The following is a 22,534-nucleotide window of genomic DNA, read 5'->3' as shown; positions in this document are numbered from 1 at the left end:
TCTCAGTCCGTCTCGCGGCGGCTGCCGGAAATCAACAGGATCGTCGAGCCGAGTCCGACGAGGACGATGCCCAGGCCGATGAGCATCCCGTTGCCTGTCGTGCCGGTGCGGGGCAGCTCACCGGATGGTGCCGGGGCCGCCGGAGATGCGGGGGTCTCGGGAGTTTCCGCGACCGGTTCGACCGGAGGAGTGTCTGGCTCCTCAGGCCGTTCGGGCACTTCAGGGTTTTCGGGCTGTTCCGGGGGAGCCGGAGGGGTGCTTGGCTCCTCCGGCGGCGTGCTGGGTTCTTCCGGGGGAGTCGACGGCTTCTCCTCGGGTGGGCGGTGCACGGTCTCGGCGGGAACGCCCCAGTCGCTCGTCCACGCCTTGTTGACGTCGCTGCCCTCGATCGCCGTCACATAGGTGACCCAGCCGACGGGCATGTCGATCGGCTCCGTGTCGATCTCGACGCGGCCGTTCTCGTCGGCGTTGACGGTGAAGTCCTGCACGGACAGCTCGGTGCCGTCGGGCTTCTTCGACTGCGCGGGCTCGGTCTCCACGTGGTAGGCGGTGATGGTGAGGACGGCTTCGGAACCCGGCCGCAGTCCGGTCACGGCCACCTCGTCGTGGGTAGATGTCCCCTCGAGCACTGCCTCGGTGTCGGCGGTCGGAGTCCACGGGGCGAACCCCGTCTCACGGGGTTGGCCGTGGATTCCCTTCCATTCCTTCGTTGCCTTGTCCCCGGCGATCGTCTCGGTGAAGTACAGCCAGCCGCGGAAGTCCTCGGGCACGGTGATCTCGTCGGATGTGTGGGTGCCGTTGCCGACATTCTTCGAGGTCACGGATCCGATTTCGCGAGCGTCATCGTTCTTGATGCCCTGCCTCGGTGCCGTCGCGGTCTGCCACAGGGTGTGTTCGACGGTGACGGTGTGGTCGCCGATGAGGCCGGAGACGGTGAATTCGTCGGTGACCGTCTCACCCGGTGTCGGTGTCTGGTCAGAGATCTCGGTGGTCACCTTCGGCTGGGAACTCAGCTCCAGTGACGCCTTGTCCGTGACGGAATCGGGGGTGTCCGGGGTGATGACTCGCTGTACCCGAGTGCCGGACGTCGGTTCGAAGACGCGCACGGTCTGCGGGGCGACCTTCGCCGAGGCGGTCACGGACAGAGTGCCGGGGGCGCTCGCCTGCAGTGTCGTGGTCACGGGTTCTTTCCCCGTGGTCACAGTCGTCGGGGCTTTCGCAGTGCCGGTGGTCTTGAGCGTGACAGGAACGTCGGGGACCTGTGCACCTGAGGCGCTGAGCAGGGAGACCGTCAGCGTCGCCTCATCGGTGGGAGTGCCGAGGACCTTCGGCTTGTCAGTTTTGTCGGAGGCCCAGGAGTCAGGAGAAGTGGTGGATTCCGGGGCGGCATAGGGTTCGAGCACGGGCATGCGCATGACCGGCTCGAGGCTGATGTCGAGGGTGTAGGGACCGGCCAACTTCTTGGCCTCGGCGAGGATCGTCGAGTGCTTCTTCGCGGCCGCCGCGAACTTCTTGCCCAGATCGGCCGGCTTCTGCGGCGGCACCTTGTGATCGTGGGGGAGCGCCTTGTCGAGTCGGGCCATCGCGCTCAACGCGGCCTGCACATCTTTCGACGTCGAGCCGGCATATTCGTGCAGTGCCCACGCTGTGCGAGCCGAGGTGACCGTGTCGGCCTTCGCATTCTTGAAGTACTTCGGCAGCGGAGACTTCTTGCCCGCATCGATGCAGTAGGCGGAGGTGTCAGGGAAGGTCCGGTAGGAGCCGTACCAGGTCTTGCCCTGTTTCGCATGGTGCCAGATGCCCGGACCGTAGGCGTTGGGTGCGGTGTGCACCGGAACCTCGCCGAGGCCGACCGGCGGTCCCGCGGCCATGGCCGGTCCCAGCCCGATGAGCGAAGCGATTGTGAGGACGGTGAGGAGCAGCGCGGTGCGCAGCGATGCGATTCTGAGAGTAGTCATGGACCGATTCGACATTGGGCGCTGGCTGGTCATCTAGGGCTGATTGAGGGGCTGTGGATACCGCTTTGAGCGTCCACAGGTTCTGACGTGTGAGTGGGGGAGGTGCTGGTCGCTGCAGGGAGGGGAGTGGCCCCGGGGAGGAACGGCCGCGTCGGGTGCGTGTGGTGGGCGATGCCGACCGTCGGGCGACGGTCGTGGGTGCAGGGGCGGTCTGACGGCCGTCTGGTTCCCCCGCCGACACAGAGTCGACGAAACTGCGTCCATCCACAGTCGAAAATGGTTGAGTGGGGCGGGGGACGTCGTTTGAAGAACGTGGCAGTCGGCTGAAGTGTTGCTGGACGGATACACGGCGGGGCCGTTCACGGCGGGCTGGGACTCTAGACTGAGGTGAGCGGAAATTCCCCCATCGCAGAAGGACAGACTATGTCGGCACAGAACGGTCCCGGTTCGCAGAGACCGCAGCCGCCCCAGGTGCAGGGCCCACCGAACCCGAACGTGCCCCCGGCACAGGGACAGATGCCGCCTCAGGGCCAGGTCCCTCCGCCGCAGCCACACAATCCGCAGCAGGGTCAGCCGCAGAACCATGATCGGTTCCGGCCGCGACCACAGGGGTCGCAGCAGCCGAACCAGCAGCAACCCGGCGGGTCGCGGCCGCAGCAGCCGCCCATGCAGGGACAGAATCGGCCCCCAGCGCCGGGTCGACCCATGCCGCCGCAGAACCAACCGCCTATGCAGGGACAGCCGATGCAGGCACCCGGCCGACCCATGCAGCCTCAGATGCAGCCGGTTCCCGGCCAACCCATGCCTGGTCAACCGGTGATGTACGCGCCCCCGCCTGCGCAGGCCCGCGTCTATGCTCAGCCGCGGTTTGCTCCGACGGTGACGCAGGAGATGCGTATCCGTGCAGGCATGCAGGCACCCCAGCAGGTCGTCACCGACACTCCCTGGACCGGCGCCGTGCGGAAAACACAACCGGAGACCGAACCCGACTCGACCGGAAACATCGTCCGGCTCGTCGCTGCAATCCTCGTTCTCGTCGGGCTTGTCATCGGATTGGCATTACTTGCCCTGCTCGGCGGACTGAGCTTCGGCGTCCGCCTCTTCGGTCTCATCGGACTCGCGGCGATCCCTCTTCTCGGCATTATCGCCTACGTCCTCTGGCTCGACCGCTGGAGACCGCAGCCGAAGCTCCTCCTGGGCATCTGTCTCCTCTGGGGTGCTGTCGCCTCGGTTATCCTCACCCTCGGCTTCTCACTCGTCGGTGAGGTCGCGCTCTATATGATCGGCATCAATGGTGTGCCCGACGTCATCGGTGCGGTGATTCAAGCTCCGATCCTCGAGGAATCGACGAAGACCGTCCTCCTCCTCGTCATCGTCCTTGCCGCTCGCCGCTATTTCGAAGGGCCCCTCGACGGGCTCGTCTACGGTTCGCTCATCGGTGCGGGCTTCGCCTTCACAGAGAACATCCTCTACCTCGGCCAGTCGTGGAACGACGGCGAGTTTCTGGGCCTCGCCATGACGTTCGCCATGCGCTGCCTCGGATCGCCGCTGCTCCACACGGCGTTCTCAACCTGCGCTGGTGTGTCGATCGGACTCGCCGCCCGCAAATGGCCGTGGTGGTCACTCATCCTCATGTGGCTGCCCGGACTTGCACTCGGCATGATCCTGCACGGTTTCTGGAACGCCTCGATGACGTTCCTCGGTGTCCTCGGCCAAGCGACCAGTGACGTGATGGGCGGAATGCTTCCGCAGATCATCGGCCTCGTCGTCCTCAGCGTCATCCTCTCCGCCGCCTGGGTGACGCTCGGTCTCATCCTGCGCCGCAGCGAACGCATGCACACTCAGAACATGCTCGGTGACTATGCGAACTCCGGTTGGCTCACCCATGCCGAGGTCGACATGCTCGGCACCTGGAAGGGCCGGAAGAACGGACGCGACTGGGCGAAATCGTTCCCGGGCGGCAAGGAGGAGATGAAGACCATGATCCGCACCTCCGGCAAGCTGTCGACGACGCGGATGCGCGTGCTCGCCGGAATCGGCGGAGAACAGGAACGCAAGATCGAACGGGCCGAACTCCAGCAGTTCGCCGACGCCCGTGAACGTCTGCTCGCGGCCTCCAAACAGACCGCCTCCCAACAGACTGTGCGGTAAGTTCCAGCGGTGACGATCTTCGACATTCTCCTCATCGTCCTCGGCATCGGGGCGCTCTTCGCCGGGTTCCGCCAGGGCATCATCACCGCCCTCGGAACGGCGGCGGGCTTCATCGTCGGCTGGATCCTCGGCCGATTGCTCTCCCCGCTCGTCGAATCGCTGAGCGCCGGCACCGACGTCATGGACAACCAGGGCGTGCTCATGCTGCTGGCCTCGATGCCGTTGGTCCTCAGCGTCCTCTTCGCCTTCGCCGGCAGCGGCATCGGGGCGTGGATCAAGAACAATATGGACTCCGACCTCGGCCAGGGCATCGACGCCGTCGGCGGCACCGTCACCGCCGGAATCGTCTATGTCCTCGTCATCTGGCTCGCCGCCGGATTCATCCGCACCACCCCGCTCGTCGAACCCAACCGCTGGGTCGCCGACTCCTCCGTCATCGCCGCGATCGACCGCACCATTCCCTACTCCTCCCAGAACGCCCTGGGCGGACTGGCGAAAGGACTGAGCGCCTCCGGGTTCCCTCAGGTGTTCTCCGGGCAGCCCGAACAGATCCGCGGAGTCGGAGAACCCGACGAAGGCATGGTCGACGTCGGACGCAGCGTCGAGGACTCGGTCGTCAAGATCACGACGACGGCCACCAGCTGCGCCACTGGTTCGGAAGGCTCCGGCTTCGTCTATGAAGACGGACTCGTCGCCACCAACGCCCACGTCGTGGCCGGATCCACTGAGTTGGCCGTACAGGTCGGGGGCAAGGGCAGGCCCTACCGCGCCGAGGTGGTCGAATTCGACGCCGAAGCCGATGTGGCCGTGCTCCGGGTCCAGGGTCTCGATGCTCCCGCTCTCGACTTCGGCAACGGGCTCGGACCGGGAGACGACTCCGTCGTCGTCGGATTCCCCGCGAACGGTCCCTATACGATCTCACCGACCCGAGTGCGGGAGAAGATCAACGCCCGCGGACTCGACATCTACGATTCGGAGTCGGTAGTCCGCGAAGTCTATGCACTGCGCGGAATCGTGAGGGAAGGCAATTCGGGCGGACCGCTCATCGACGCCGACGGAAACGTCGTCGGCATGGTCTTCGCCCGCTCCGCCACCGATGACGAAACCGGCTATGCCCTCACCCGAGCCGAGATCGCCGACGAACTCGACGCAGGTGCCGCCGAACGCGCACCGCAGCCGACGGGGCAGTGCACGAACTAACCCCGACTACTTGAGGTCGAGTCCGGCGAGGACGGCGCGGTGGTCGCTCGATCCGCGTTCGAGCACCTCGTCGGAGGTGGCGTCGAAACCACGGTAGAGGACATGGTCGAGCCGGGTGACGGGGAACTGGGAGGGCCAAGTGAAGCCGAAGCCGCCTCGGGCCTCTTCCCGGGTATCCTGCAGCGGCGGCACCAAGGTCTCCATATTGTTGTCCGTCGTCGCCGTGTTGAAGTCGCCGGCGACGACGACATGTTCGGCACCATCGGTCTCCACCGTCGTGGCAAGGCGGCGCAGAGCGGCATTGCGCATCGATTCGTGGCCCGGTCGCACCGAAGGCATATGCACGGCATAGAAGCGGATGTCACCGTGATCGGTCGAGATCGTGGTCGCGAACGCGCGCGGCCACTGCAGGCCGAGGTCGACCTCCTTGGGCTCCGACATCGGCCACTTCGACCATACGCCGATGGTGTCGACGACCTGCGAATGCTCGAACGAGGAGTCGAGCTCCTTGTGGATGATCTTGCCGGACAGGGATTCGAGTTCCTGGATCGTGACGATGTCCGGATCACGGTCGACGATGTTCTGCGCGGCAGCCGTGGGCTGCGGCATCCTCGCCCCCACATTGTGAGTGGCCACCGTCAGGTCCGGATCACCGGAATCCTCGTTCGGCAGCAAGGCGGGGCCGAACATCCCCGTCCACACCAGAGCGGGCACGAGGAATCCGATGGCTGAGAGCCACGAGAAGCGGATGAGGAACATGAGCAGCACGAGCGCGAGGACGATTCCCGTCCACGGCAGCACCGATTCGAGGATGAGCGCGATGCCCATCCGCGTCGGCAGCAGATCGTGGAGAAGCAGGAATGCCGCATAGAGGATCCCGAAGATCAATGCGGTGATGCCCTTCGCGGGGCTGTGCCTTCTGCGCGGTGAGGAATATGCCTGGTTCATCGATCAACGATCTTAACCGGGAAGTCTGGCCCCACGCTGGAAGCGACTTGCGACGCGGCTCACAGCCGCACGACGTCAGCGACGCGCAGTCGCGCTCCACACAGTCACATCGGGGTGGGTGTCGTAGCGATAACCCGAACCCCTCATCGTGCGCACCACGGAGGCATATTCGCCGAGGCGGCGCCGCAGTCGGCGGATGTGGACGTCCACGGTGCGTTCGTCGGGAACCTCACCGCCGGACCATACCGCGGTGATGAGGTCCTCACGGGGCAGGGTCTCATCGGCATGGGAGACGAGGGTGGCGAGCAGGTCGAATTCCTTCGTCGTGACATCGACGAGGTCGCCGTCGATGCGGACCTCGCGGCGGGGGATGTCGATGCGCAGACGTTCGCCGGTGGCCTGGGTGTAGGCGTCGCCGGCCCGTCCGCCGAAACCGCGGGGTGCGGGAGCCGCCGGAGCAGCCTCCTCGCGCAGGGCCGGCGGGTGGATGCGGTTGGGAATGCGCGAACGCACGGGGCCGTGTGTCGCCGCCGGTGCACCGGTCGCGGCGGGGGAGCCGTTGGCCACGGCTCGCACGGCGTCGATATCGCTGCCGCGGCCCTCCGGTGCCAAGGCGATGACGGCCTGGGTCTCGGCCTGGCTGGCGAGTTCCTTGGCGTAGGCCTGCAGCTCAGCGGCGATCGCGGAGAGGTTCGTGCCGTCGGCTGCGGCCTTGGTCTCATCGAGTCCGATGTAGACGATGATTCCGCGGGCGGCCTTCGGCGAGGGGACGACTCCGGCGGGCCCGTAGGTGTGCGGTGGGTTCTGCGGGTCGACTGCGCTCAACCTGGCTCCTGCACGTCGAGTGGCCACTGCACTGCGGGGGTGGACGTAGGCGGGTTCTGGATTCGGCATAGCTGTCCTTTGCTCCGACCATGAGGTCGATATGACTGGAAGAGTCCGCTGCTTGAGTGAACTCGTTCGAGGCCGGACAGCGGGAGTACGATCACCGACCACGAACGCAGGGCATACACACATGTGCGCCCGGCATTCGCATCTGATGGATCGTCGAAGTCATGACTTCATTATTTGTCACAAAACTTCGGCCGCGCAAAGGAAAACCCGAAAATGAGACGACTGTGACGAAATATGACGTCACAGTCGCCGGGGTCGACGACCGAAATCGTCATCCGCAGGTGCCGTCAGTCGACGATTCCGTACATCCGGTCCCCGGCATCGCCGAGTCCGGGCACGATGTAGCCCTTCTCGTTGAGCTTCTCATCGAGTGCCGCGGTGTACACCTTCACCTCGGCGGAATCGCTGTAGTCGCGCTCGATGCGCTGGACGCCTTCAGGGGCGGAGACGAGGCACACGGCGGTGACGTCGCGGGCTCCGCGAGCGAGCAGGAAGTCGATGGCCATGGCCAGGGTGCCGCCGGTGGCGAGCATCGGATCGACGACGAAGATCTGCCTGCCGGTGAGGTCATCGGGCAGGCGATCGGCATAGGCGCTGGGTTCGAAAGTGGTCTCGTCGCGGACCATTCCGAGGAAGCCCACCTCGGCAGTGGGCAGGATGCGCAGCATTCCGTCGAGCATGCCGAGCCCGGCGCGCAGGATCGGGACCACGACGGGGCGGGGCTCGGCGATGCGGGTGCCGATGGTCGTCATTACCGGAGTCGAGATCTCCTTGTCCTCGACGGCCACCGAGCGGGTCGCCTCATAGGCCAGCAGCATGACGAGCTCTTCGGTGAGCTGTCGGAAACGAGCGGAATCCGTATTCACATCGCGCAGAGCGGTGAGTTTGTGGGCGATGAGCGGGTGGTCGGCTACGTGAAGATGCATACCCCAAATGGTACGGGAGAACTTCGGGCTCAAGGCAGTGGTCAACGCGGGACGAAGCGTTCACAATGGAGGCATGTCGTACTTCACTGAGATCCTGGCCGATTCCGGCGATGGCTTCCGCGCCCTCGATGTCGACGTCCGTGACGCGAACGACCTCGACGACCTCGTCGATATGATGCGTTCGGCAGCCGGCGATGACGGAGAGGCCGTGGCCGTCATCGAACACGAAGACGAATGGTTCGGGCTCGTGCGCCTGTGCCGGAACAATGAGGTCAAGGTCTTCCTGTCCGACCTCGCCGCGGCCGAGGCGAGCCCGTTCGCGGAGATCTTCGCCGACTTCCTCGACTCCCGCCCCGACGCCTATGACGCCGAACCCGAAGAGGACTTCGGGGCCGAGGAGGATGAGGCCGCCGTCGACGAGGAGGACGACGAAGACGAGGTCGAAATGCTCGAGTTCGACGCCGATGCCGAATGGGGCGGAGACGCCGATATCTACTCCGACCGCGGAGTCCCCGCCGCCACCCTGATCGACCAGGTCGAAAGCTATCGGTCCGACCCGGCCCGCGTCGTCGCCCATGTCGGTGAGACCGTCGGCTTCGCCGATCAGCTCGAGGCCGCACGCTGACCGCTGCGTCCGTGACCCGGCTCGATGAATGGATGGGTCATGCCCTCGCCGAGGCGGCCCTGGCGCCCGCTCATGACGACGTTCCCGTCGGGGCCGTGGTCATCGACGGTGCCGGTGAGATCATCGGGCGCGGTCACAATCGACGCGAGATCGATGCCGACCCGCTCGGCCACGCCGAACTCATGGCGATCTCAGCCGCCGCCTCGGCGAGGGGCGAATGGCGCTTGGACGGCTGCATCCTCGTCGTCACGCTGGAACCGTGCGTGATGTGCGCCGGAGCCCTCGTCGGCTCCCGCATCGACAGGGTCGTCTTCGGGGCCTATGACGACAAGGCCGGGGCGGTCGGCTCGGTCTGGGATCTGCTGCGCGACCGCGCCGCACTCCACCATCCGGAGGTCACCTCGGGCGTCCGGGCGGAGGAGAGTCGGGCCCTGCTGAGGGAGTTCTTCGCGGCCAAACGCTGACGTGTCCCAGCTCACGGCGAACCGATTTGGACGCAGAAAGTCCACAGCTGTACAGTTGTCGGCGGTGGCGTGTCCGAGCGGCCGAAGGTGCAACACTCGAAATGTTGTGTAGGGCAACCCCCTACCGTGGGTTCAAATCCCACCGCCACCGCCAAGGGAAACCCCTGATCAGACGCTTCTGGTCAGGGGTTTCGTCTGTCTCGTCGAAGGATGGCATCGGCGCGGTCAGAGGTGTGATGATTGACACACCAGGGTCGAGCGGCGAGACTTGCTCGGTGAAACAGAAAGAGTTTTCCGGGATATGGAATTACTTTTCGGTATCCCGGTCCGGTATCCGGGGCTGAAGACTCGACTGTCTCATTGCGCATGTTCAAGGCGCAGGGCCGACGACGATGATGTCGCCGGCTGACCAAATCGAACAACCTGAGGTGGTCCATGAAAATGGCTGACAACGACCAAGCGGTGCAGACCGCATCTTCGAGACCGGGGCTTCTCGACAAATTCTTCGAAATCACCCATCGAGGCTCGACGATCAGACAGGAGATCCGCGGAGGCATCGTCGCCTTCGTCGCGATGGCCTATATCGTCGTCCTCAATCCGCTCATCCTCGGCGGTTCCCAGGACATCGCCGGAGACAGCCTCGACTTCGCCCAGCTGACCGCGGTCACCGGGCTCGTCGCCGGCGTCATCACGATTCTCTTCGGCGTCGTCGCCCGACTGCCCTTCGGTCTGGCCGCAGGCCTGGGCATGAACAGCTTCCTCGCCGTGTCCGTCGTCCAGGAGGTCACCTGGGCCGATGCGATGGGACTGGTGGTCATCAACGGCGTCATCATCGTCGTCCTCGGTGCCACGGGCATCCGCACCGCGATCTTCAACGCCGTCCCACACGCACTGAAGATCGCCATCACTGTGGGCATCGGACTCTTCATCGCCTTCATCGGCTTCGTCAACGCCGGGTTCGTCACCCGCACCCCGGCCGGCCCACCCGTCCAGTTGGGTCAGGACGGATCGATCGGCTCCCTGCCGACGCTGGTCTTCGTCTTCGCGCTCGTCCTCATCGGCATCCTCGTGGCGCGGAGGATTCCCGGCGGCATCCTCATCGGCATCATCGTGGCCACGATCGCCGCGATCATCATCCAGGCGTTCGCGAAGCTCGGCACCGTCGGCGACCCGGTCAATCCGGACCCGCTGGGCTGGAACCTCTCAGCTCCGGAATTCCCGAAACAGGTCATCGCCCTTCCCGACTTCGGTCTCATCGGCGCCTTCGACCTCGTCGGCGGCTTCCAGCACATCGGAGTCCTCGCGGCCACGATGCTCGTGTTCACCCTCGTGTTCACGAACTTCTTCGACGCCATGGGGTCGATGACCGGACTGGCCCGCAGCGCCGGACTGCAGACCGAGGACGGAATGTTCCCGCGCATCCGCGGAGCCTTCATCGTCGAAGGTCTCGGCGCGGTCTTCGGCGGCGGTGCCTCTGCCTCGTCGAACACGGTCTTCGTCGACTCCGCAGCCGGAATCGCCGAAGGCGCACGCACGGGTCTGGCCGCCTGCATCACCGGTGTGCTGTTCCTGCTGTCGATGTTCTTCTCACCGCTCATCGCCGTCATCCCGATGGAAGCCGGAGCCGCTGCGCTCGTCGTCGTCGGCGCCATGATGGTCACGCAGATCCGTGAGATCGACATGACCGACTTCCGCACCTCGCTGCCGGTCTTCCTCACCATGGTGACGATGCCGCTGACCTATTCGATCGCCAACGGAATCGGCGTCGGATTCATCTCCTGGGCGCTCATCCACGCCATGAGCAACCGTGCCCGTCAGGTCCACTGGCTGCTGTGGGTCGTCTCGGCCGGATTCGTCCTGTACTTCGTTCGCGGCCCGATTTCGGCTATCTTGGGGGCATGAGAACAATGGTTGGACACTCAGCTTGGGGAAAGGGTCAGATCGCCCACGGGGCTTGACCTGCGGGGACGTCCAGTCCCCTCTTCCGCGTTCTTCTGCGCTGTTCGCATGGATAACCAGAGGCTCGAAGAACGAAGCAAATTGTTCCAACCATGCACTGTGCGCCTCAGTGGAGAGGCGCGGGAGGTGTGAAGTGCGATGTCCGCAGCGACAACGGACCAGTCAACTGCCGAAGTGACAATCAACGGGACCGTTCGTGAGTTCGACGGCCCACCCCATACGAATGCGCTGGACTTCCTGCGCGGTCAGGGTCTGACCGGAGCGAAGGAAGGCTGCGCCGAAGGCGAATGCGGGGCCTGCGCGATCATGGTCGCCCGCCCCGATGAATCCGGCGGAACCCGCTGGACCTCGGTGAACTCCTGCCTGCTGCCGGCAGCAGCCCTCGACGGGGGAGAGGTCGTGACCTCCGAAGGTCTGGCCGACGGAGACACCGTCCACCCCGTCCAGGAAGAGATGGCCGTGCGCGGCGGATCCCAATGCGGATACTGCACCCCCGGCTTCATCTCCTCGATGGCCGCCGAATACTACCGGCCCGACCGCTGCGAGGACGGCTTCGACCTCCACTCCCTGTCGGGCAATCTGTGCCGCTGCACCGGCTACCGTCCCATCCGCGACGCCGCGAATGCGCTGGGAGAGCCCGCCGCCGACGATGCTCTGGCCGCCCGCCGTGACCGCCCGGCCCCGTCGGCTCGAGCCACCGATTATCAGCGCGCCGACACCGCCACGGGAAAGATCGGGCGCTACCGTCGTCCCGCCACCCTCGCCGAGGCGACCTCCATCCTCAGCCAGGATCCCGAGGCCACCGTCGTGGCCGGGGCCACCGACTGGGGCGTCGAGGTCAACATCAAGGGAGCACGCGGTAAGAACATCCTCGCCGTCGACCGGCTCGAGGAGATGCGCGGAATCCGCCGGACCGAGTCGTTCGTCGAACTCGGTGCCTCCCACACCCTGTCCGAACTCGAACGTGAGCTCGCCGGAGACATTCCGCTGCTGGGCAAGCTGTTCCCACAGTTCGCCTCCCGCCTCATCCGCAACGGGGCGACCATCGGCGGCAACCTCGGCACCGGTTCGCCCATCGGCGACACACCGCCGGCTCTGTTGGCGCTGGAGGCCGAGCTCGTGCTCACCTCGGTGCGCGGATCCCGGACCGTGGCGCTGGCCGACTACTTCACCGGATACCGGCAGACGGTGCGGGAGTCCGATGAACTCATCACCGCCATCCGCATCCCGCTGCCGCTGTCCCCGCTGACGTCGTTCCAGAAGATCGCCAAGCGCCGTTTCGACGATATCTCCTCGGTGGCGATCGGCTACGCCGTCGACATCCAGGACGGATTGATCGCCAAGGCCCGGATCGGCCTCGGTGGAGTCGCCGCCACCCCGCTGCGCGCCACCGCCACCGAAGCCCTCCTCGAAGGCCGGCCATGGACATTGGAGACCGTGCACCAGGCGGCCGAGACCCTCGCCGCCGAAGGCACCCCGATGGACGACCACCGGGCGAGTGCGAAATACCGGACCGCGATGCTGCGGTCCTCCCTCGAACGCTTCTACGCCGAGCAGCTCGGCCACCCGGCCGTGACCAGCAAGGAGGTCAAGTGATGAGCCAGCTCTCCCAGCGCCCCGCCGACCCGGTCGTCGGCGAACGGCACCACCACGAAAGCGCCTTCGGTCACGTCACCGGTACCGCGCTCTACACCGATGACCTCGTCGGACGCCTCACCGGGGTCCTCCACGCCTTCCCCGTGCAGTCGACGACCGCGCACGGCCGCCTCGGCGCCATCGATATCGAACCCGCCTATGCGGTGCCCGGAGTCGTCAAGGTCATCACCGCCGCCGATATCCCCGGCGTCAACGATCAGGGCGTCAAGCACGATGAGCCGATGCTGCCGGTCGACGAGATCATGTTCTTCGGCCAGCCCCTGGCCTGGGTGCTCGCCGAGGATCTCGAAGCCGCGAAGGAAGGCGCGGCCGCCGTCATCGCCGAGGTCGAGGAGCTGCCGTCACTGGTGACCGTGCGGGATGCGATCGCCGCCGACAGCTACCACGGAAAGCCCCTGTCGATCGACAAGGGCGAGGTCGACTCCGCGTTCGCCGATGCCGCTCATGTCTTCGAAGGCGAATTCGAGTTCGCCGGCCAGGAGCACTTCTACCTCGAGACGCAGGCCTGCCTGGCACACGTGGACGAGAACGAACAGGTCTTCATCCAGTCCTCGACCCAGCATCCCACCGAGACTCAGGACATCGTCTCCCACGTCCTCGGAGTTCCCGCCCACGAGGTGACCGTGCAGTGCCTGCGCATGGGCGGCGGCTTCGGCGGCAAGGAGATGCAGCCCCACGGCTACGCGGCCCTGGCCGCGCTCGGTGCGAAGCTCACGGGCAGGCCGGTGCGGCTGCGTCTCGACCGCACCCGCGATATCACCATGACCGGCAAACGGCACGGCTTCCACTCGTCCTGGAAGATCGGATTCACCGAGGAGGGGAAGATCCTCGCCCTCGATGCGACGCTGACCGCGGACGGCGGGTGGAGCCTCGACCTCTCCGAACCGGTGCTCACCCGCGCCATGTGCCATATCGACAACGCCTACTGGGTGCCCAACATCCGGGTCACCGGCCGCATCGCCAAATGCAACAAGACCTCGCAGACGGCGTTCCGCGGATTCGGCGGCCCACAGGGCATGCTCGTCATGGAAGACATCATCGGACGCGTCGCCCCGCAGCTGGGACTCAGCGCCCGCGAGCTGCGCCGCCGGAACTTCTACGCACAAGGTCAGGACACCCCCTACTATCAGCCGGTGCGTCATCCCGAGCGGATCGGGGCGTGCTGGGACCAGCTCATCTCCCAATCCGATCTGGAAGCCCGCGAGGCTGAGATCGAGGCATTCAACTCGGGCAGCGAGCATATCAAACGCGGTCTGGCGATCACCCCGGTGAAGTTCGGGATCTCGTTCAACCTCACCGCATTCAACCAGGGCGGGGCGCTCGTGCTCGTGTACAAGGACGGTTCCGTCCTCGTCACCCACGGCGGCACCGAAATGGGGCAGGGGCTGCATCAGAAGATGCTGCAGGTCGCGGCCACCACCCTCGGCGTGCCGCTGTCGACGGTGCGTCTGGCACCGACGCGCACGGACAAGGTGCCCAACACCTCGGCGACGGCGGCGAGCTCCGGATCCGACCTCAACGGCGGAGCGGTGAAGAACGCCTGCGACCAGATCCTCGATCGGCTGCGGCAGGTGGCCGCGGGCATCCTCGGAGCACCCGCCCATGAGGTGGAGATCTCGCGGGGAATCGTCTCCGCGCTGTCCTCACCGAAGACGGTGACCTGGGAAGAGCTCATCAACACCGCGTACTTCCAGCGCATCCAGCTCTCGGCCTCAGGTTTCTACCGCACCGAGGGACTGCACTGGAACCTCTCGCAGATGCGCGGCGAACCGTTCAAGTACTTCGCCTACGGGGCCGCAGTGTCCGAAGTCGAAGTCAACCGCTTCGACGGCTCCTACACCCTGCGCCGCGTCGACATCGTCCACGACGTGGGTGACTCCCTGTCACCGCTGCTCGACCTCGGACAGATCGAGGGCGGCTTCATCCAGGGCGCCGGCTGGCTGACCCTGGAGGACCTGCGCTGGGACGAATCGGACAAGCCGAGCCGCGGCCGACTGGCCACTCAGGCAGCGAGCACATACAAGATTCCGAGCTTCTCCGAAGTCCCCGAGATCTTCAACGTCACCTTCCTCGACAAAGCACATGAAGAAGGAGCCGTGTACGGGTCGAAGGCCGTGGGCGAACCCCCGCTCATGCTCGCCTTCTCCGTCCGCGAAGCCCTGCGCGAGGCCGTCGGTGCCTTCGCGCGACCCGGCCACAGCGTCGACCTCGCGTCCCCGGCCACACCGGAAGCGGTGTTCTGGGCGATCGAAGAAGCCCGCGGGCAGGACTCGGGGGCGGCCGCCTCGGCGAGGGAAGGACAACGAGTTCCGTCATGACCTGGATGGACACCGCAGCCGAGCTTCGCGCAGCTCGGGTGCCGGCTGTCCTCGTCACTCTCGCTGCGGTGCGCGGGCATGCCCCGCGCGAGGCGGGAGCGAAGATGATCGCCACCGCCGATGACCTGTTCGGGACCATCGGCGGGGGCAATCTCGAGATGACGGCCCTCACCCGTGCCCGGGAGCTGCTCTCCGAGGGGCAGACGGCTCCGGAGATGCTCACCCTGCGGCTCAACGACAAGGCTCCGGCCAAATACGGTCGCCAATGCTGCGGCGGAGAGGTCACCATGCTCTTCGAACCCCTGCCCGTGCCCGCATCGGTGGCGATCTTCGGGATCGGCAACATCGGACTCGAGCTCACCCGGATCCTCGCCCGCCACGATCTCGACCTGACTGTGTCCGATTCACGGCCGGAACAGCTCGAGGCTCTCGATGAGTTGGAGGAGCCGGTGGCGCGGATCCGCCGCGAATTCGCTGTCGTCGGGGAAGAGGTGATCACGGAGCTGCCGGCCGGAGCGCACGTGGTCATCATGACCCATGACCATGCCGAGGACCTGCACTTGTGCTCTGCGGCGCTGACCCGCGGCGACCTCGGATCGGTCGGGCTCATCGGCTCGAACGCGAAATGGCAGCGCTTCCGCAAGAACCTCGCCTCCGAAGGCTTCGCGCCCGAGGCCATCGACACCATCCGGTGCCCCATCGGACTGCCCGACCTGCCCGGCAAAGCACCCGCGACGATCGCCGTGAGCGTCGCCGCGGACCTGCTCGGCCGCATGGCCTGACTCTTCACCACCACTGACTTTCACCACCACTGACTCAAGGAGAACCACTGTGGTCATCTACCGTGCCCGCGTCTTCGATACGCCGGACAACCCATTCACCGGCGGCCGGCTGCGTTCGGCGGCCGATGTCGCCCTCGTCGTCGACGACGGACTCATCACCTCCCGCACCGACTTCGACTCCGCCCGGGCAGCGCACCCCGAGGCGCAAGTCGTCGACCTCCGCGACGGTGTGCTCATCCCCGGACTCATCGACACCCACGTCCATCTGCCGCAGGTCAGGGCCATCGGCCATCTCGGGCGGCCGCTGCTCGACTGGCTCGACCAGTGCGCCCTGCCCGAAGAGGCGAAGCTCGGGGACCCCGCCTACGCGAAGGCGGTGGCCGGTGAATTCCTTACGGGACTGATCTCGGCGGGGACCACCTCGGCGATGGTCTTCGGTTCGCACTTCGCGGGCGCCATGGACACCTTCTTCGCCGCCGCTTCAGCATCGGGGCTGCGGATCACCTCCGGGCTGGTGACGAGCGACCGGAACCTGCCCGATGCGCTGCTCACCGACGTGGAGCGTTCGACCGAGGAGAGCCAAGCGCTCATCGACCGGTGGCACGGCAAGGGACGACTGCGCTACGCGGTGACCCCGCGATTCTCGTTCTCTGCGGGACCGGAGCTGCTGGCTGCCGGCGGCCGCCTCGTGGAGGAGAACCCGGGCGTCTGGGTGACCTCGCACCTGAACGAGAACGTCGATGAGATCTCCGGGGTCGCGCAGATCCACCCGGATGCCCGTGATTATCTCGATACGTACGACCGGGCGGGACTCGTCGGTCGGCGCACAGTGCTCGCGCACAACGTCCACCCGCAGGATCGGGAATTGGCACGGATGGCCGAGGCCGGGTCCGTGGCCGCGCACTGCCCGACCTCGAACTCGGCTCTGGCCAGCGGCTTCTTCCCGCTGCGTCGGCATGTCGAGGCCGGCGTCCGGGTGGCACTGGGTTCGGACGTCGGAGCGGGCACCGGGTTCAACCTGCTCAAGGAGGGCGTGCAGTCATACTTCATGCAGCAGCTCGACCCGGCCGGGGGAGTGGCGCTGACCTCTGCGCATCTGCTGCACCTGGCGACCTCTGCCGGCGCCGAGGCGCTCGAGCTCGATGAGGTCGGGGTGCTCGGCGAGGGCAAGCGCTTCGACGCCGTGCTCATCCGCCCGGCCGAGGGCCAGCCCTTGGACGTCGGCATCCGCCACGCCGCCGACGACGGCGACGCCTTGGCGAAGATCTTCGCCATGGGCACCCCGGGCGACATCGCGGACGTCTGGGTCGACGGCGTCTCCCTCCACCCCTAATTGCTACCTGACGGCGGCCCAGCAACCTCGCGCGAGGTTGCTGGGCCGCCGTCAGGTAGTTCTGGGGGACAGGTCTTGACGGGAGCTCCAAGGGCGACTTATGCTGATTTCACGGAATGGAAACACACTTCCACAATACGGAAAACAGCGGCAACTCAAAGGAGAGCTCCATGTCCCAGAACTTCACCTCACCTGGCAGCTACGTCCTCAACTGCTCGACCCTGCTCACCGAACTGCCCGTTCTCGAGCGCGCGCAGGCCGCGAAGGACGCCGGTTTCGACGACGTCGAATTCTGGTGGCCCTTCGACGGGAACCCGAGCCCATCCTCGGCGGAGGTCGACGAGTTCATCGCCACCCTCGAATCCGCAGGCGTCGCCCTCAAAGGCCTGAACTTCTGGGCCGGGAACATGGCAGCCGGCGATCGCGGAATGGTCTCGATCATCGATGCCGAAGAGGACTTCGCGAAGAACGTCGACATCGTCGTCGACATCGGCCGTCGCACCGGCTGCCGCGCCTTCAACGCCCTCTACGGGCTGCGCACCGATGGCCAGGACCCGGCCGCTCAGGACGCCACCGCCGCCGCCAACCTCGCGTTGGCCGCCGGAAAGGTCGCCGAAATCGGCGGAACCGTCCTCGTCGAACCCGTCTCCGGAGCGGAGGCCTACCCGCTCAAGCGCTACGCCGACGCCGCCGAGGTGGTCGCCCAGGTCCGCGCCGACGGACCCGAGAACATCGCCGTGCTCGCCGACTTCTACCACATGCACGTCAACGGCGACGACGTCGCGGCCGTCATCGAGGCCGAAGCCGCGAACTTCGGCCACATCCAGATCGCCGACGCCGACGGCCGCGGGGCACCGGGAACCGGGTCGCTGCCGCTGCGCCAGTGGATCGACCGCGCCTACGAGCTCGGCTACACCGGAGCCGTGGCACTCGAATACAAACAGGACCGTGCGACCGCCTTCGACTGGCTCGACCGCGCCGCCCAGACCGCCTGAACATCACCACCGACGACTCGAAGGAACCCCCCCACCATGTCCAAGACCATCGCTTTCATCGGACTCGGCATCATGGGCCTGCCCATGGCCAAGAACCTCGTCAACGCCGGATTCAACGTCCGCGGCTTCAACCGCACCCCGGCCAAGGCCGACGCCCTCGCCGAGGCGGGAGGCAGTGCCGCCGCCACCATCGCCGAGGCGGTGGACGGGGTCGACGTCATCATCACCATGGTTCCCGACTCACCCGACGTCGAAGCCGTGCTCACCGGCGACGACGGAATCCTCGCCCACGCGTCCGCCGGGGCCACCTGGATCGACTTCTCCACCATCCGCCCCGATGTCGCGAAGGACCTGGCCGAACAGGCCAAGGCCGCCGGCCTCAAACCGCTCGATGCCCCTGTCTCCGGAGGGGAGCCCGGAGCCATCGACGGTGTCCTCTCCGTCATGGTCGGCGGCGACCAGGCCGACTTCGACGCGGTGTCCGATGTCTTCGAAGCCGTCGGCAAGACCATCGTCCTCGTCGGCCCCTCGGGGGCCGGCCAGACGGTCAAGGCCGCGAACCAGCTCATGGTCGCCGGCAATATCGGACTTCTCGCCGAGGCCGTCGTCTTCCTCGAGGCTTATGGAGTCGAAACAGGTGCGGCGCTGCAGGTCCTCGGCGGCGGTCTGGCCGGGTCCAAGGTGCTCGACCAGAAGGGGCAGAAGATGCTCGACCGCTCCTTCGACCCCGGATTCCGGCTCGAACTCCACCACAAGGACATGGGCATCGTCACCGCCGCCGCCCGCGAGGCCGGAGTCGCGATCCCGCTCGGCGCCACGGTCGCCCAGCTCGTCGCCGCAACCGTGCAGCAGGGCAACGGAGGACTCGATCACTCGGGCCTCTTCACCGTCATCGAAGCCCTCTCCGGCAAGAACGAGAACTGAACGACCGCCTCGGCGAGGCCACACCAGCCGGGCGGGGTCGTCGGCCCAACGACACCAACGGTCCCGCCCAACCATGAACCGAGCCGGCGACAGCGTCGTCGCCGGCTCACGAACAAAGGACGAACAATGACACGCATGCGCGCAGTCGACGCCGTTGTGCTCATCCTCGAGAAGGAAGGTGCCACCGAGACCTTCGGGCTGCCGGGGGCGGCGATCAACCCGCTCTACTCGGCGATGAAGGCCCACGGCGGAATCCGCCACACCCTCGCCCGGCACGTCGAGGGAGCCTCCCACATGGCCGACGGATACACCCGTTCGGCACCGGGCAACATCGGAGTCTGCCTGGGCACCTCGGGCCCGGCAGGCACCGACATGATCACCGGCCTCTACGCCGCGGCCGCAGACTCCCAGCCGATCCTGTGCATCACCGGCCAGGCACCCGTCGCCGTGCTCGACAAGGAGGACTTCCAGGCCGTCGACATCGCCTCGATCGCGAAGCCCGTGACGAAGATGGCCAAGACGGTGCTCGAAGCCGGGCAGGTGCCCGGTGTCTTCCAGACCGCGTTCCAGCTCATGCGCTCTGCCCGTCCCGGACCCGTGCTCATCGACCTGCCCATCGACGTGCAGCAGACCGAGATCGAATTCGACATCGACACCTACGAACCGCTGGCCCCGGCGAAGCCCGCGGCCACCGCGACGCAGGCGGAGAAGATCCTCGACCTCATCGCCGAGGCGGAGCACCCGATCATCATCGCCGGCGGTGGAATCATCAACGCCGACGCCGCCGCCAGGCTCGTCGAATTCGCCGAACTCACCTCCATCCCGGTCTCGCCGACCCTCATGGGCTGGGGTGCGATCCCCGATGACCACCCGTTGGCCGCGGGCATGGTCGGAATCCAGACGCATGTGCGCTACGGCAATGCGTCCTTCCTCGAATCCGATCTCGTCATCGGCATCGGCAACCGCTGGGCCAATCGCCACACCGGGAATCTGGACGTGTACCGCAAGGGTCGGAAGTTCGTCCACATCGACATCGAACCCACCCAGATCGGACGCGTCTTCGCCCCCGACTACGGGGTCGCTTCCGACGCCGGAGCCGCCCTCGACGCACTGCTGGCTGCCGCACGCTCTCGGTCGGGCGGGCTGCCGGACTTCACCGGTTGGGCCGGCGAATGCACGGCACGGAAGTCGACCGAGCACCGGAAGACGAACTTCACCGAGGTGCCGATCAAACCCCAGCGTGTCTACCAGGAGATGAACCAGGCCTTCGGCCGCGACGTCACCTACGTCTCGACGATCGGGCTCAGCCAGATCGCCGGCGCCCAGATGCTGCACGTCTACCGACCTCGGCACTGGATCAACGCGGGACAGGCCGGACCCCTGGGCTGGACCGGACCGGCCGCGCTCGGTGTGGCCAAGGGCAAGCCCGGCGAGACCGTCGTGGCGCTGTCGGGCGACTACGACTTCCAGTTCATGATCGAAGAGCTCGCCGTCGGTGCGCAGCACCAGATCCCCTATGTCCACGTCGTCGTCAACAACTCCTACCTCGGTCTCATCCGCCAGTCCCAGCGCGGATTCGAGATGGACTATGAGGTGTCGCTGGCATTCGAGAACATCAACACCGCCGGTTCCGCATCGTCCGGTTACGGAGTCGACCATGTGGCCGTCGCCCAGGGGCTCGGGTGCAAGGCGCTGCGGGTCGAGGACCCCGAACTCATCGGCGAAGGCCTGCGCGTGGCCAAGGAGCTCATGGACGAACACCAGGTGCCCGTGGTCGTCGAGGTCATCCTCGAGCGCGTCACGAACATCTCGATGGGAACCGCCCTCGATCAGATCAACGAGTTCGAGACGCTCGCCCAGACCCCGGCCGACGCTCCGACGGCGCTGAGCCCGATGGGCGAACTGGCCGCAGCGAAATAGGCAAGGCCGAACCCGCCGGAGGGCTGGGCCGAACCGCCCGAGCCGAGTAGGCTAGAACGGTATACCGAAACTGAATCCACCGGCCCCCAGGGGCGGGCGACCGAGGAGGAACATGAGCAACGACGCCGACTTCGACCTGATCATCCATGCCGAGAAGGCTCTGCTGCCGGAGGGCATCGAACCGGTGACGATCGGGATCAGGGACGGGAGGATCGCCGAGATCGCCCGCGGTGGACAGGATCTGGGCACGGCCGCCTCGGCGGAGGTGAAAGTCATCGAGATCGCGGATGATCAGGTGCTGCTGCCCGGTCTCGTCGACTCCCACGTCCACGTCAACGATCCCGGTCGCGCCGAATGGGAGGGCTTCGCCAGCGCCACCCGCGCGGCCGCGGCCGGGGGAGTGACGACGATCGTCGACATGCCGCTGAACTCGCTGCCACCGACGGTCGACGTCGCAGCTCTGGAGACGAAACGGGCGGTCGCCGAGCCCAAGGCCTTCGTCGACGTCGGCTTCTGGGGCGGGGCGATCCCCGGCAACACCGCGGATCTGCGCCCCCTGCATGAGGCCGGCGTCTACGGGTTCAAATGCTTCCTCGAGGACTCCGGCGTCGAGGAGTTCCCGCCGCTGGAACCGGCGGAGATGACGGCGGACATGGCCGAGATCGCCTCCTTCGACGGAATGCTCATCGTCCATGCCGAGGATCACGAGGTGATGACCTCGGCGCCGAAGAACTCGGGTCCGAAGTTCGCTGACTTCCTCGCCACGCGCCCCCGCGAGGCCGAGAACGTCGCGATCGCTCGCGTCATCGACGCTGCTCGGGAGACCGGTGCCCGGGCTCACATCCTGCACCTGGCGTCGGCGGATGCGCTTGATCAGATCGCTGCGGCCAAGGCTGAAGGGGTCAAGCTCACCGTCGAGACCTGCCCGCACTACCTCGTCTTCACTGCCGAGGAGATCCCGGACGGGGCGACCACGCACAAGTGCTGCCCGCCGATCCGCGAGGAATCGAACCGGGAGGCGCTGTGGCAGGGACTCGTCGACGGCACGATCGACTGCATCGTCTCCGACCATTCGCCCTCGACGGCCGAGCTGAAGCTGCTCGACACGGGCGACTTCGGTGCGGCGTGGGGTGGGATCTCGTCGCTGCAGCTGGGTCTCTCGCTCGTGTGGACCGAAGCCGCGAAGCGCGGAATCGAGCTCGCCGAGGTGGTCCGCTGGATGTCCGCGGCACCGGCGGCCGTGGCTCGGGTCGAAGGCAAGGGGTCGATCGCCGAAGGCAATGACGCGGACTTCGCCGTCTTCGCCCCCGACGACGAGTGGACCGTGCGGGCGACGGAGCTCTGGCATCGCAACCAGATCAGCGCGTACGACACCCGCACCGTCCGCGGTCGGGTCACGCAGACGGTGCTGCGCGGAGCCCCGGTCGACTTCGAGACCCCGGCGGGCCGCCTCCTCAAAGCCCGCTAACCAATTACTACCT

Annotated in this window: 17 protein-coding genes and 1 tRNA gene; 14 read left to right on the top strand and 4 right to left on the bottom strand. The window is 66.4% G+C overall.

Annotation, left to right across the window (positions count from 1 at the left end; genetic code table 11):
• Positions 1 to 2 precede the first annotated feature (2 nt).
• Positions 3 to 1,958 carry an LPXTG cell wall anchor domain-containing protein gene (locus tag HIM68_RS16625; RefSeq protein ID WP_172174205.1) on the bottom strand — a complete coding sequence of 652 codons (1,956 nt, stop codon included), beginning with the start codon at positions 1,956 to 1,958 and terminating at the stop codon, positions 3 to 5.
• Between the two features lie 891 nt (positions 1,959 to 2,849).
• Between HIM68_RS16625 and HIM68_RS16620 the strand changes: the two genes are divergently transcribed.
• Entirely contained in the window at positions 2,850 to 4,109 is a 1,260-nt protein-coding gene (locus HIM68_RS16620) for a PrsW family intramembrane metalloprotease (protein WP_229664013.1), read from the top strand.
• A 9-nt stretch (positions 4,110 to 4,118) separates the two neighbouring features.
• Positions 4,119 to 5,309 carry a MarP family serine protease gene (locus HIM68_RS16615; protein WP_172174202.1) on the top strand — a complete coding sequence of 397 codons (1,191 nt, stop codon included), beginning with the start codon at positions 4,119 to 4,121 and terminating at the stop codon, positions 5,307 to 5,309.
• Positions 5,310 to 5,315: 6 nt separating this feature from the next.
• Here HIM68_RS16615 and HIM68_RS16610 read toward each other — a convergent pair whose 3' ends face one another.
• The 3 genes from HIM68_RS16610 to upp all read right to left on the bottom strand — a co-directional run bounded on the left by HIM68_RS16610 (position 5,316) and on the right by upp (position 8,077).
• On the bottom strand, positions 5,316 to 6,257 hold the full coding sequence (locus tag HIM68_RS16610) for an endonuclease/exonuclease/phosphatase family protein (RefSeq protein WP_172174185.1): 942 nt from the start codon (positions 6,255 to 6,257) through the stop codon (positions 5,316 to 5,318).
• Between the two features lie 75 nt (positions 6,258 to 6,332).
• Positions 6,333 to 7,151: a winged helix-turn-helix transcriptional regulator gene (locus HIM68_RS16605; protein WP_139907110.1), complete on the bottom strand. Its 819-nt coding sequence runs from the start codon at positions 7,149 to 7,151 to the stop codon at positions 6,333 to 6,335.
• 287 nt (positions 7,152 to 7,438) lie between these two features.
• Positions 7,439 to 8,077 (bottom strand): uracil phosphoribosyltransferase, encoded by a 639-nt coding sequence (gene upp, locus HIM68_RS16600; protein WP_172174182.1) that lies wholly within the window; start codon positions 8,075 to 8,077, stop codon positions 7,439 to 7,441.
• Between the two features lie 73 nt (positions 8,078 to 8,150).
• Here upp and HIM68_RS16595 point away from each other — a divergent pair, with 73 nt between their 5' ends.
• The 12 genes from HIM68_RS16595 to allB all read left to right on the top strand — a co-directional run bounded on the left by HIM68_RS16595 (position 8,151) and on the right by allB (position 22,521).
• Positions 8,151 to 8,702 (top strand): tRNA adenosine deaminase-associated protein, encoded by a 552-nt coding sequence (locus HIM68_RS16595; protein WP_139469289.1) that lies wholly within the window; start codon positions 8,151 to 8,153, stop codon positions 8,700 to 8,702.
• A 32-nt stretch (positions 8,703 to 8,734) separates the two neighbouring features.
• Complete coding sequence (locus HIM68_RS16590) at positions 8,735 to 9,166, top strand: nucleoside deaminase (RefSeq protein WP_139469384.1); 432 nt, start codon at positions 8,735 to 8,737, stop codon at positions 9,164 to 9,166.
• Positions 9,167 to 9,229: 63 nt separating this feature from the next.
• Positions 9,230 to 9,320, top strand: a tRNA-Ser gene (locus HIM68_RS16585).
• Positions 9,321 to 9,607: 287 nt separating this feature from the next.
• A complete protein-coding gene (locus HIM68_RS16580; RefSeq protein ID WP_139469292.1) occupies positions 9,608 to 11,068 on the top strand; it encodes an NCS2 family permease in 1,461 nt (486 codons plus the stop codon).
• A 195-nt stretch (positions 11,069 to 11,263) separates the two neighbouring features.
• A complete protein-coding gene (locus HIM68_RS16575; protein ID WP_172174179.1) occupies positions 11,264 to 12,721 on the top strand; it encodes a xanthine dehydrogenase small subunit in 1,458 nt (485 codons plus the stop codon).
• Positions 12,721 to 15,099 (top strand): xanthine dehydrogenase molybdopterin binding subunit, encoded by a 2,379-nt coding sequence (gene xdhB / locus HIM68_RS16570; RefSeq protein ID WP_172174176.1) that lies wholly within the window; start codon positions 12,721 to 12,723, stop codon positions 15,097 to 15,099. The genes HIM68_RS16575 and xdhB overlap by 1 nt, the downstream gene beginning before the upstream one ends.
• The gene (gene xdhC, locus HIM68_RS16565; RefSeq protein ID WP_172174173.1) at positions 15,096 to 15,881 is read left to right on the top strand and encodes a xanthine dehydrogenase accessory protein XdhC; all 786 of its coding nucleotides are present in this window, start codon (positions 15,096 to 15,098) and stop codon (positions 15,879 to 15,881) included. Before xdhB ends, xdhC begins: the two co-directional genes overlap by 4 nt.
• 49 nt (positions 15,882 to 15,930) lie before the next feature.
• The gene (gene guaD, locus HIM68_RS16560; protein WP_139469298.1) at positions 15,931 to 17,214 is read left to right on the top strand and encodes a guanine deaminase; all 1,284 of its coding nucleotides are present in this window, start codon (positions 15,931 to 15,933) and stop codon (positions 17,212 to 17,214) included.
• A 170-nt stretch (positions 17,215 to 17,384) separates the two neighbouring features.
• Positions 17,385 to 18,209, top strand: coding sequence for a hydroxypyruvate isomerase family protein (locus tag HIM68_RS16555; protein ID WP_172174170.1), 825 nt, complete (start codon positions 17,385 to 17,387; stop codon positions 18,207 to 18,209).
• 36 nt (positions 18,210 to 18,245) lie between these two features.
• The gene (locus HIM68_RS16550; RefSeq protein ID WP_172174167.1) at positions 18,246 to 19,133 is read left to right on the top strand and encodes a 2-hydroxy-3-oxopropionate reductase; all 888 of its coding nucleotides are present in this window, start codon (positions 18,246 to 18,248) and stop codon (positions 19,131 to 19,133) included.
• 126 nt (positions 19,134 to 19,259) lie between these two features.
• On the top strand, positions 19,260 to 21,053 hold the full coding sequence (gene gcl, locus HIM68_RS16545; protein ID WP_172174164.1) for a glyoxylate carboligase: 1,794 nt from the start codon (positions 19,260 to 19,262) through the stop codon (positions 21,051 to 21,053).
• A gap of 112 nt (positions 21,054 to 21,165) precedes the next feature.
• Positions 21,166 to 22,521, top strand: a complete 1,356-nt coding sequence (gene allB, locus HIM68_RS16540) for an allantoinase AllB (protein WP_172174161.1) — start codon at positions 21,166 to 21,168, stop codon at positions 22,519 to 22,521.
• Positions 22,522 to 22,534 lie beyond the last annotated feature (13 nt).

The organism is Brevibacterium sp. CT2-23B (genome assembly GCF_013168765.1).
GTDB classification, from domain to species: Bacteria; Actinomycetota; Actinomycetes; order Actinomycetales; family Brevibacteriaceae; genus Brevibacterium; species Brevibacterium sediminis.
Note: the sequence above shows the minus strand (reverse complement) of the source record. Positions and strands in the feature narration are given on the sequence as shown.

What these genes read in the sequence shown, in the direction of transcription:
- HIM68_RS16625 (WP_172174205.1), bottom strand. Translation starts at nt 1,958, where the DNA reads ATGACTACTCTCAGAATCGCATCGCTGCGCACCGCGCTGCTCCTCACC.
- HIM68_RS16620 (WP_229664013.1), top strand. Translation starts at nt 2,850, where the DNA reads ATGCGTATCCGTGCAGGCATGCAGGCACCCCAGCAGGTCGTCACCGAC.
- HIM68_RS16610 (WP_172174185.1), bottom strand. Translation starts at nt 6,257, where the DNA reads ATGAACCAGGCATATTCCTCACCGCGCAGAAGGCACAGCCCCGCGAAG.
- HIM68_RS16605 (WP_139907110.1), bottom strand. Translation starts at nt 7,151, where the DNA reads ATGCCGAATCCAGAACCCGCCTACGTCCACCCCCGCAGTGCAGTGGCC.
- upp (WP_172174182.1), bottom strand. Translation starts at nt 8,077, where the DNA reads ATGCATCTTCACGTAGCCGACCACCCGCTCATCGCCCACAAACTCACC.
- HIM68_RS16595 (WP_139469289.1), top strand. Translation starts at nt 8,151, where the DNA reads ATGTCGTACTTCACTGAGATCCTGGCCGATTCCGGCGATGGCTTCCGC.
- HIM68_RS16590 (WP_139469384.1), top strand. Translation starts at nt 8,735, where the DNA reads ATGGGTCATGCCCTCGCCGAGGCGGCCCTGGCGCCCGCTCATGACGAC.
- HIM68_RS16580 (WP_139469292.1), top strand. Translation starts at nt 9,608, where the DNA reads ATGGCTGACAACGACCAAGCGGTGCAGACCGCATCTTCGAGACCGGGG.
- HIM68_RS16575 (WP_172174179.1), top strand. Translation starts at nt 11,264, where the DNA reads ATGTCCGCAGCGACAACGGACCAGTCAACTGCCGAAGTGACAATCAAC.
- xdhB (WP_172174176.1), top strand. Translation starts at nt 12,721, where the DNA reads ATGAGCCAGCTCTCCCAGCGCCCCGCCGACCCGGTCGTCGGCGAACGG.
- xdhC (WP_172174173.1), top strand. Translation starts at nt 15,096, where the DNA reads ATGACCTGGATGGACACCGCAGCCGAGCTTCGCGCAGCTCGGGTGCCG.
- HIM68_RS16555 (WP_172174170.1), top strand. Translation starts at nt 17,385, where the DNA reads ATGTCCCAGAACTTCACCTCACCTGGCAGCTACGTCCTCAACTGCTCG.
- HIM68_RS16550 (WP_172174167.1), top strand. Translation starts at nt 18,246, where the DNA reads ATGTCCAAGACCATCGCTTTCATCGGACTCGGCATCATGGGCCTGCCC.
- gcl (WP_172174164.1), top strand. Translation starts at nt 19,260, where the DNA reads ATGACACGCATGCGCGCAGTCGACGCCGTTGTGCTCATCCTCGAGAAG.
- allB (WP_172174161.1), top strand. Translation starts at nt 21,166, where the DNA reads ATGAGCAACGACGCCGACTTCGACCTGATCATCCATGCCGAGAAGGCT.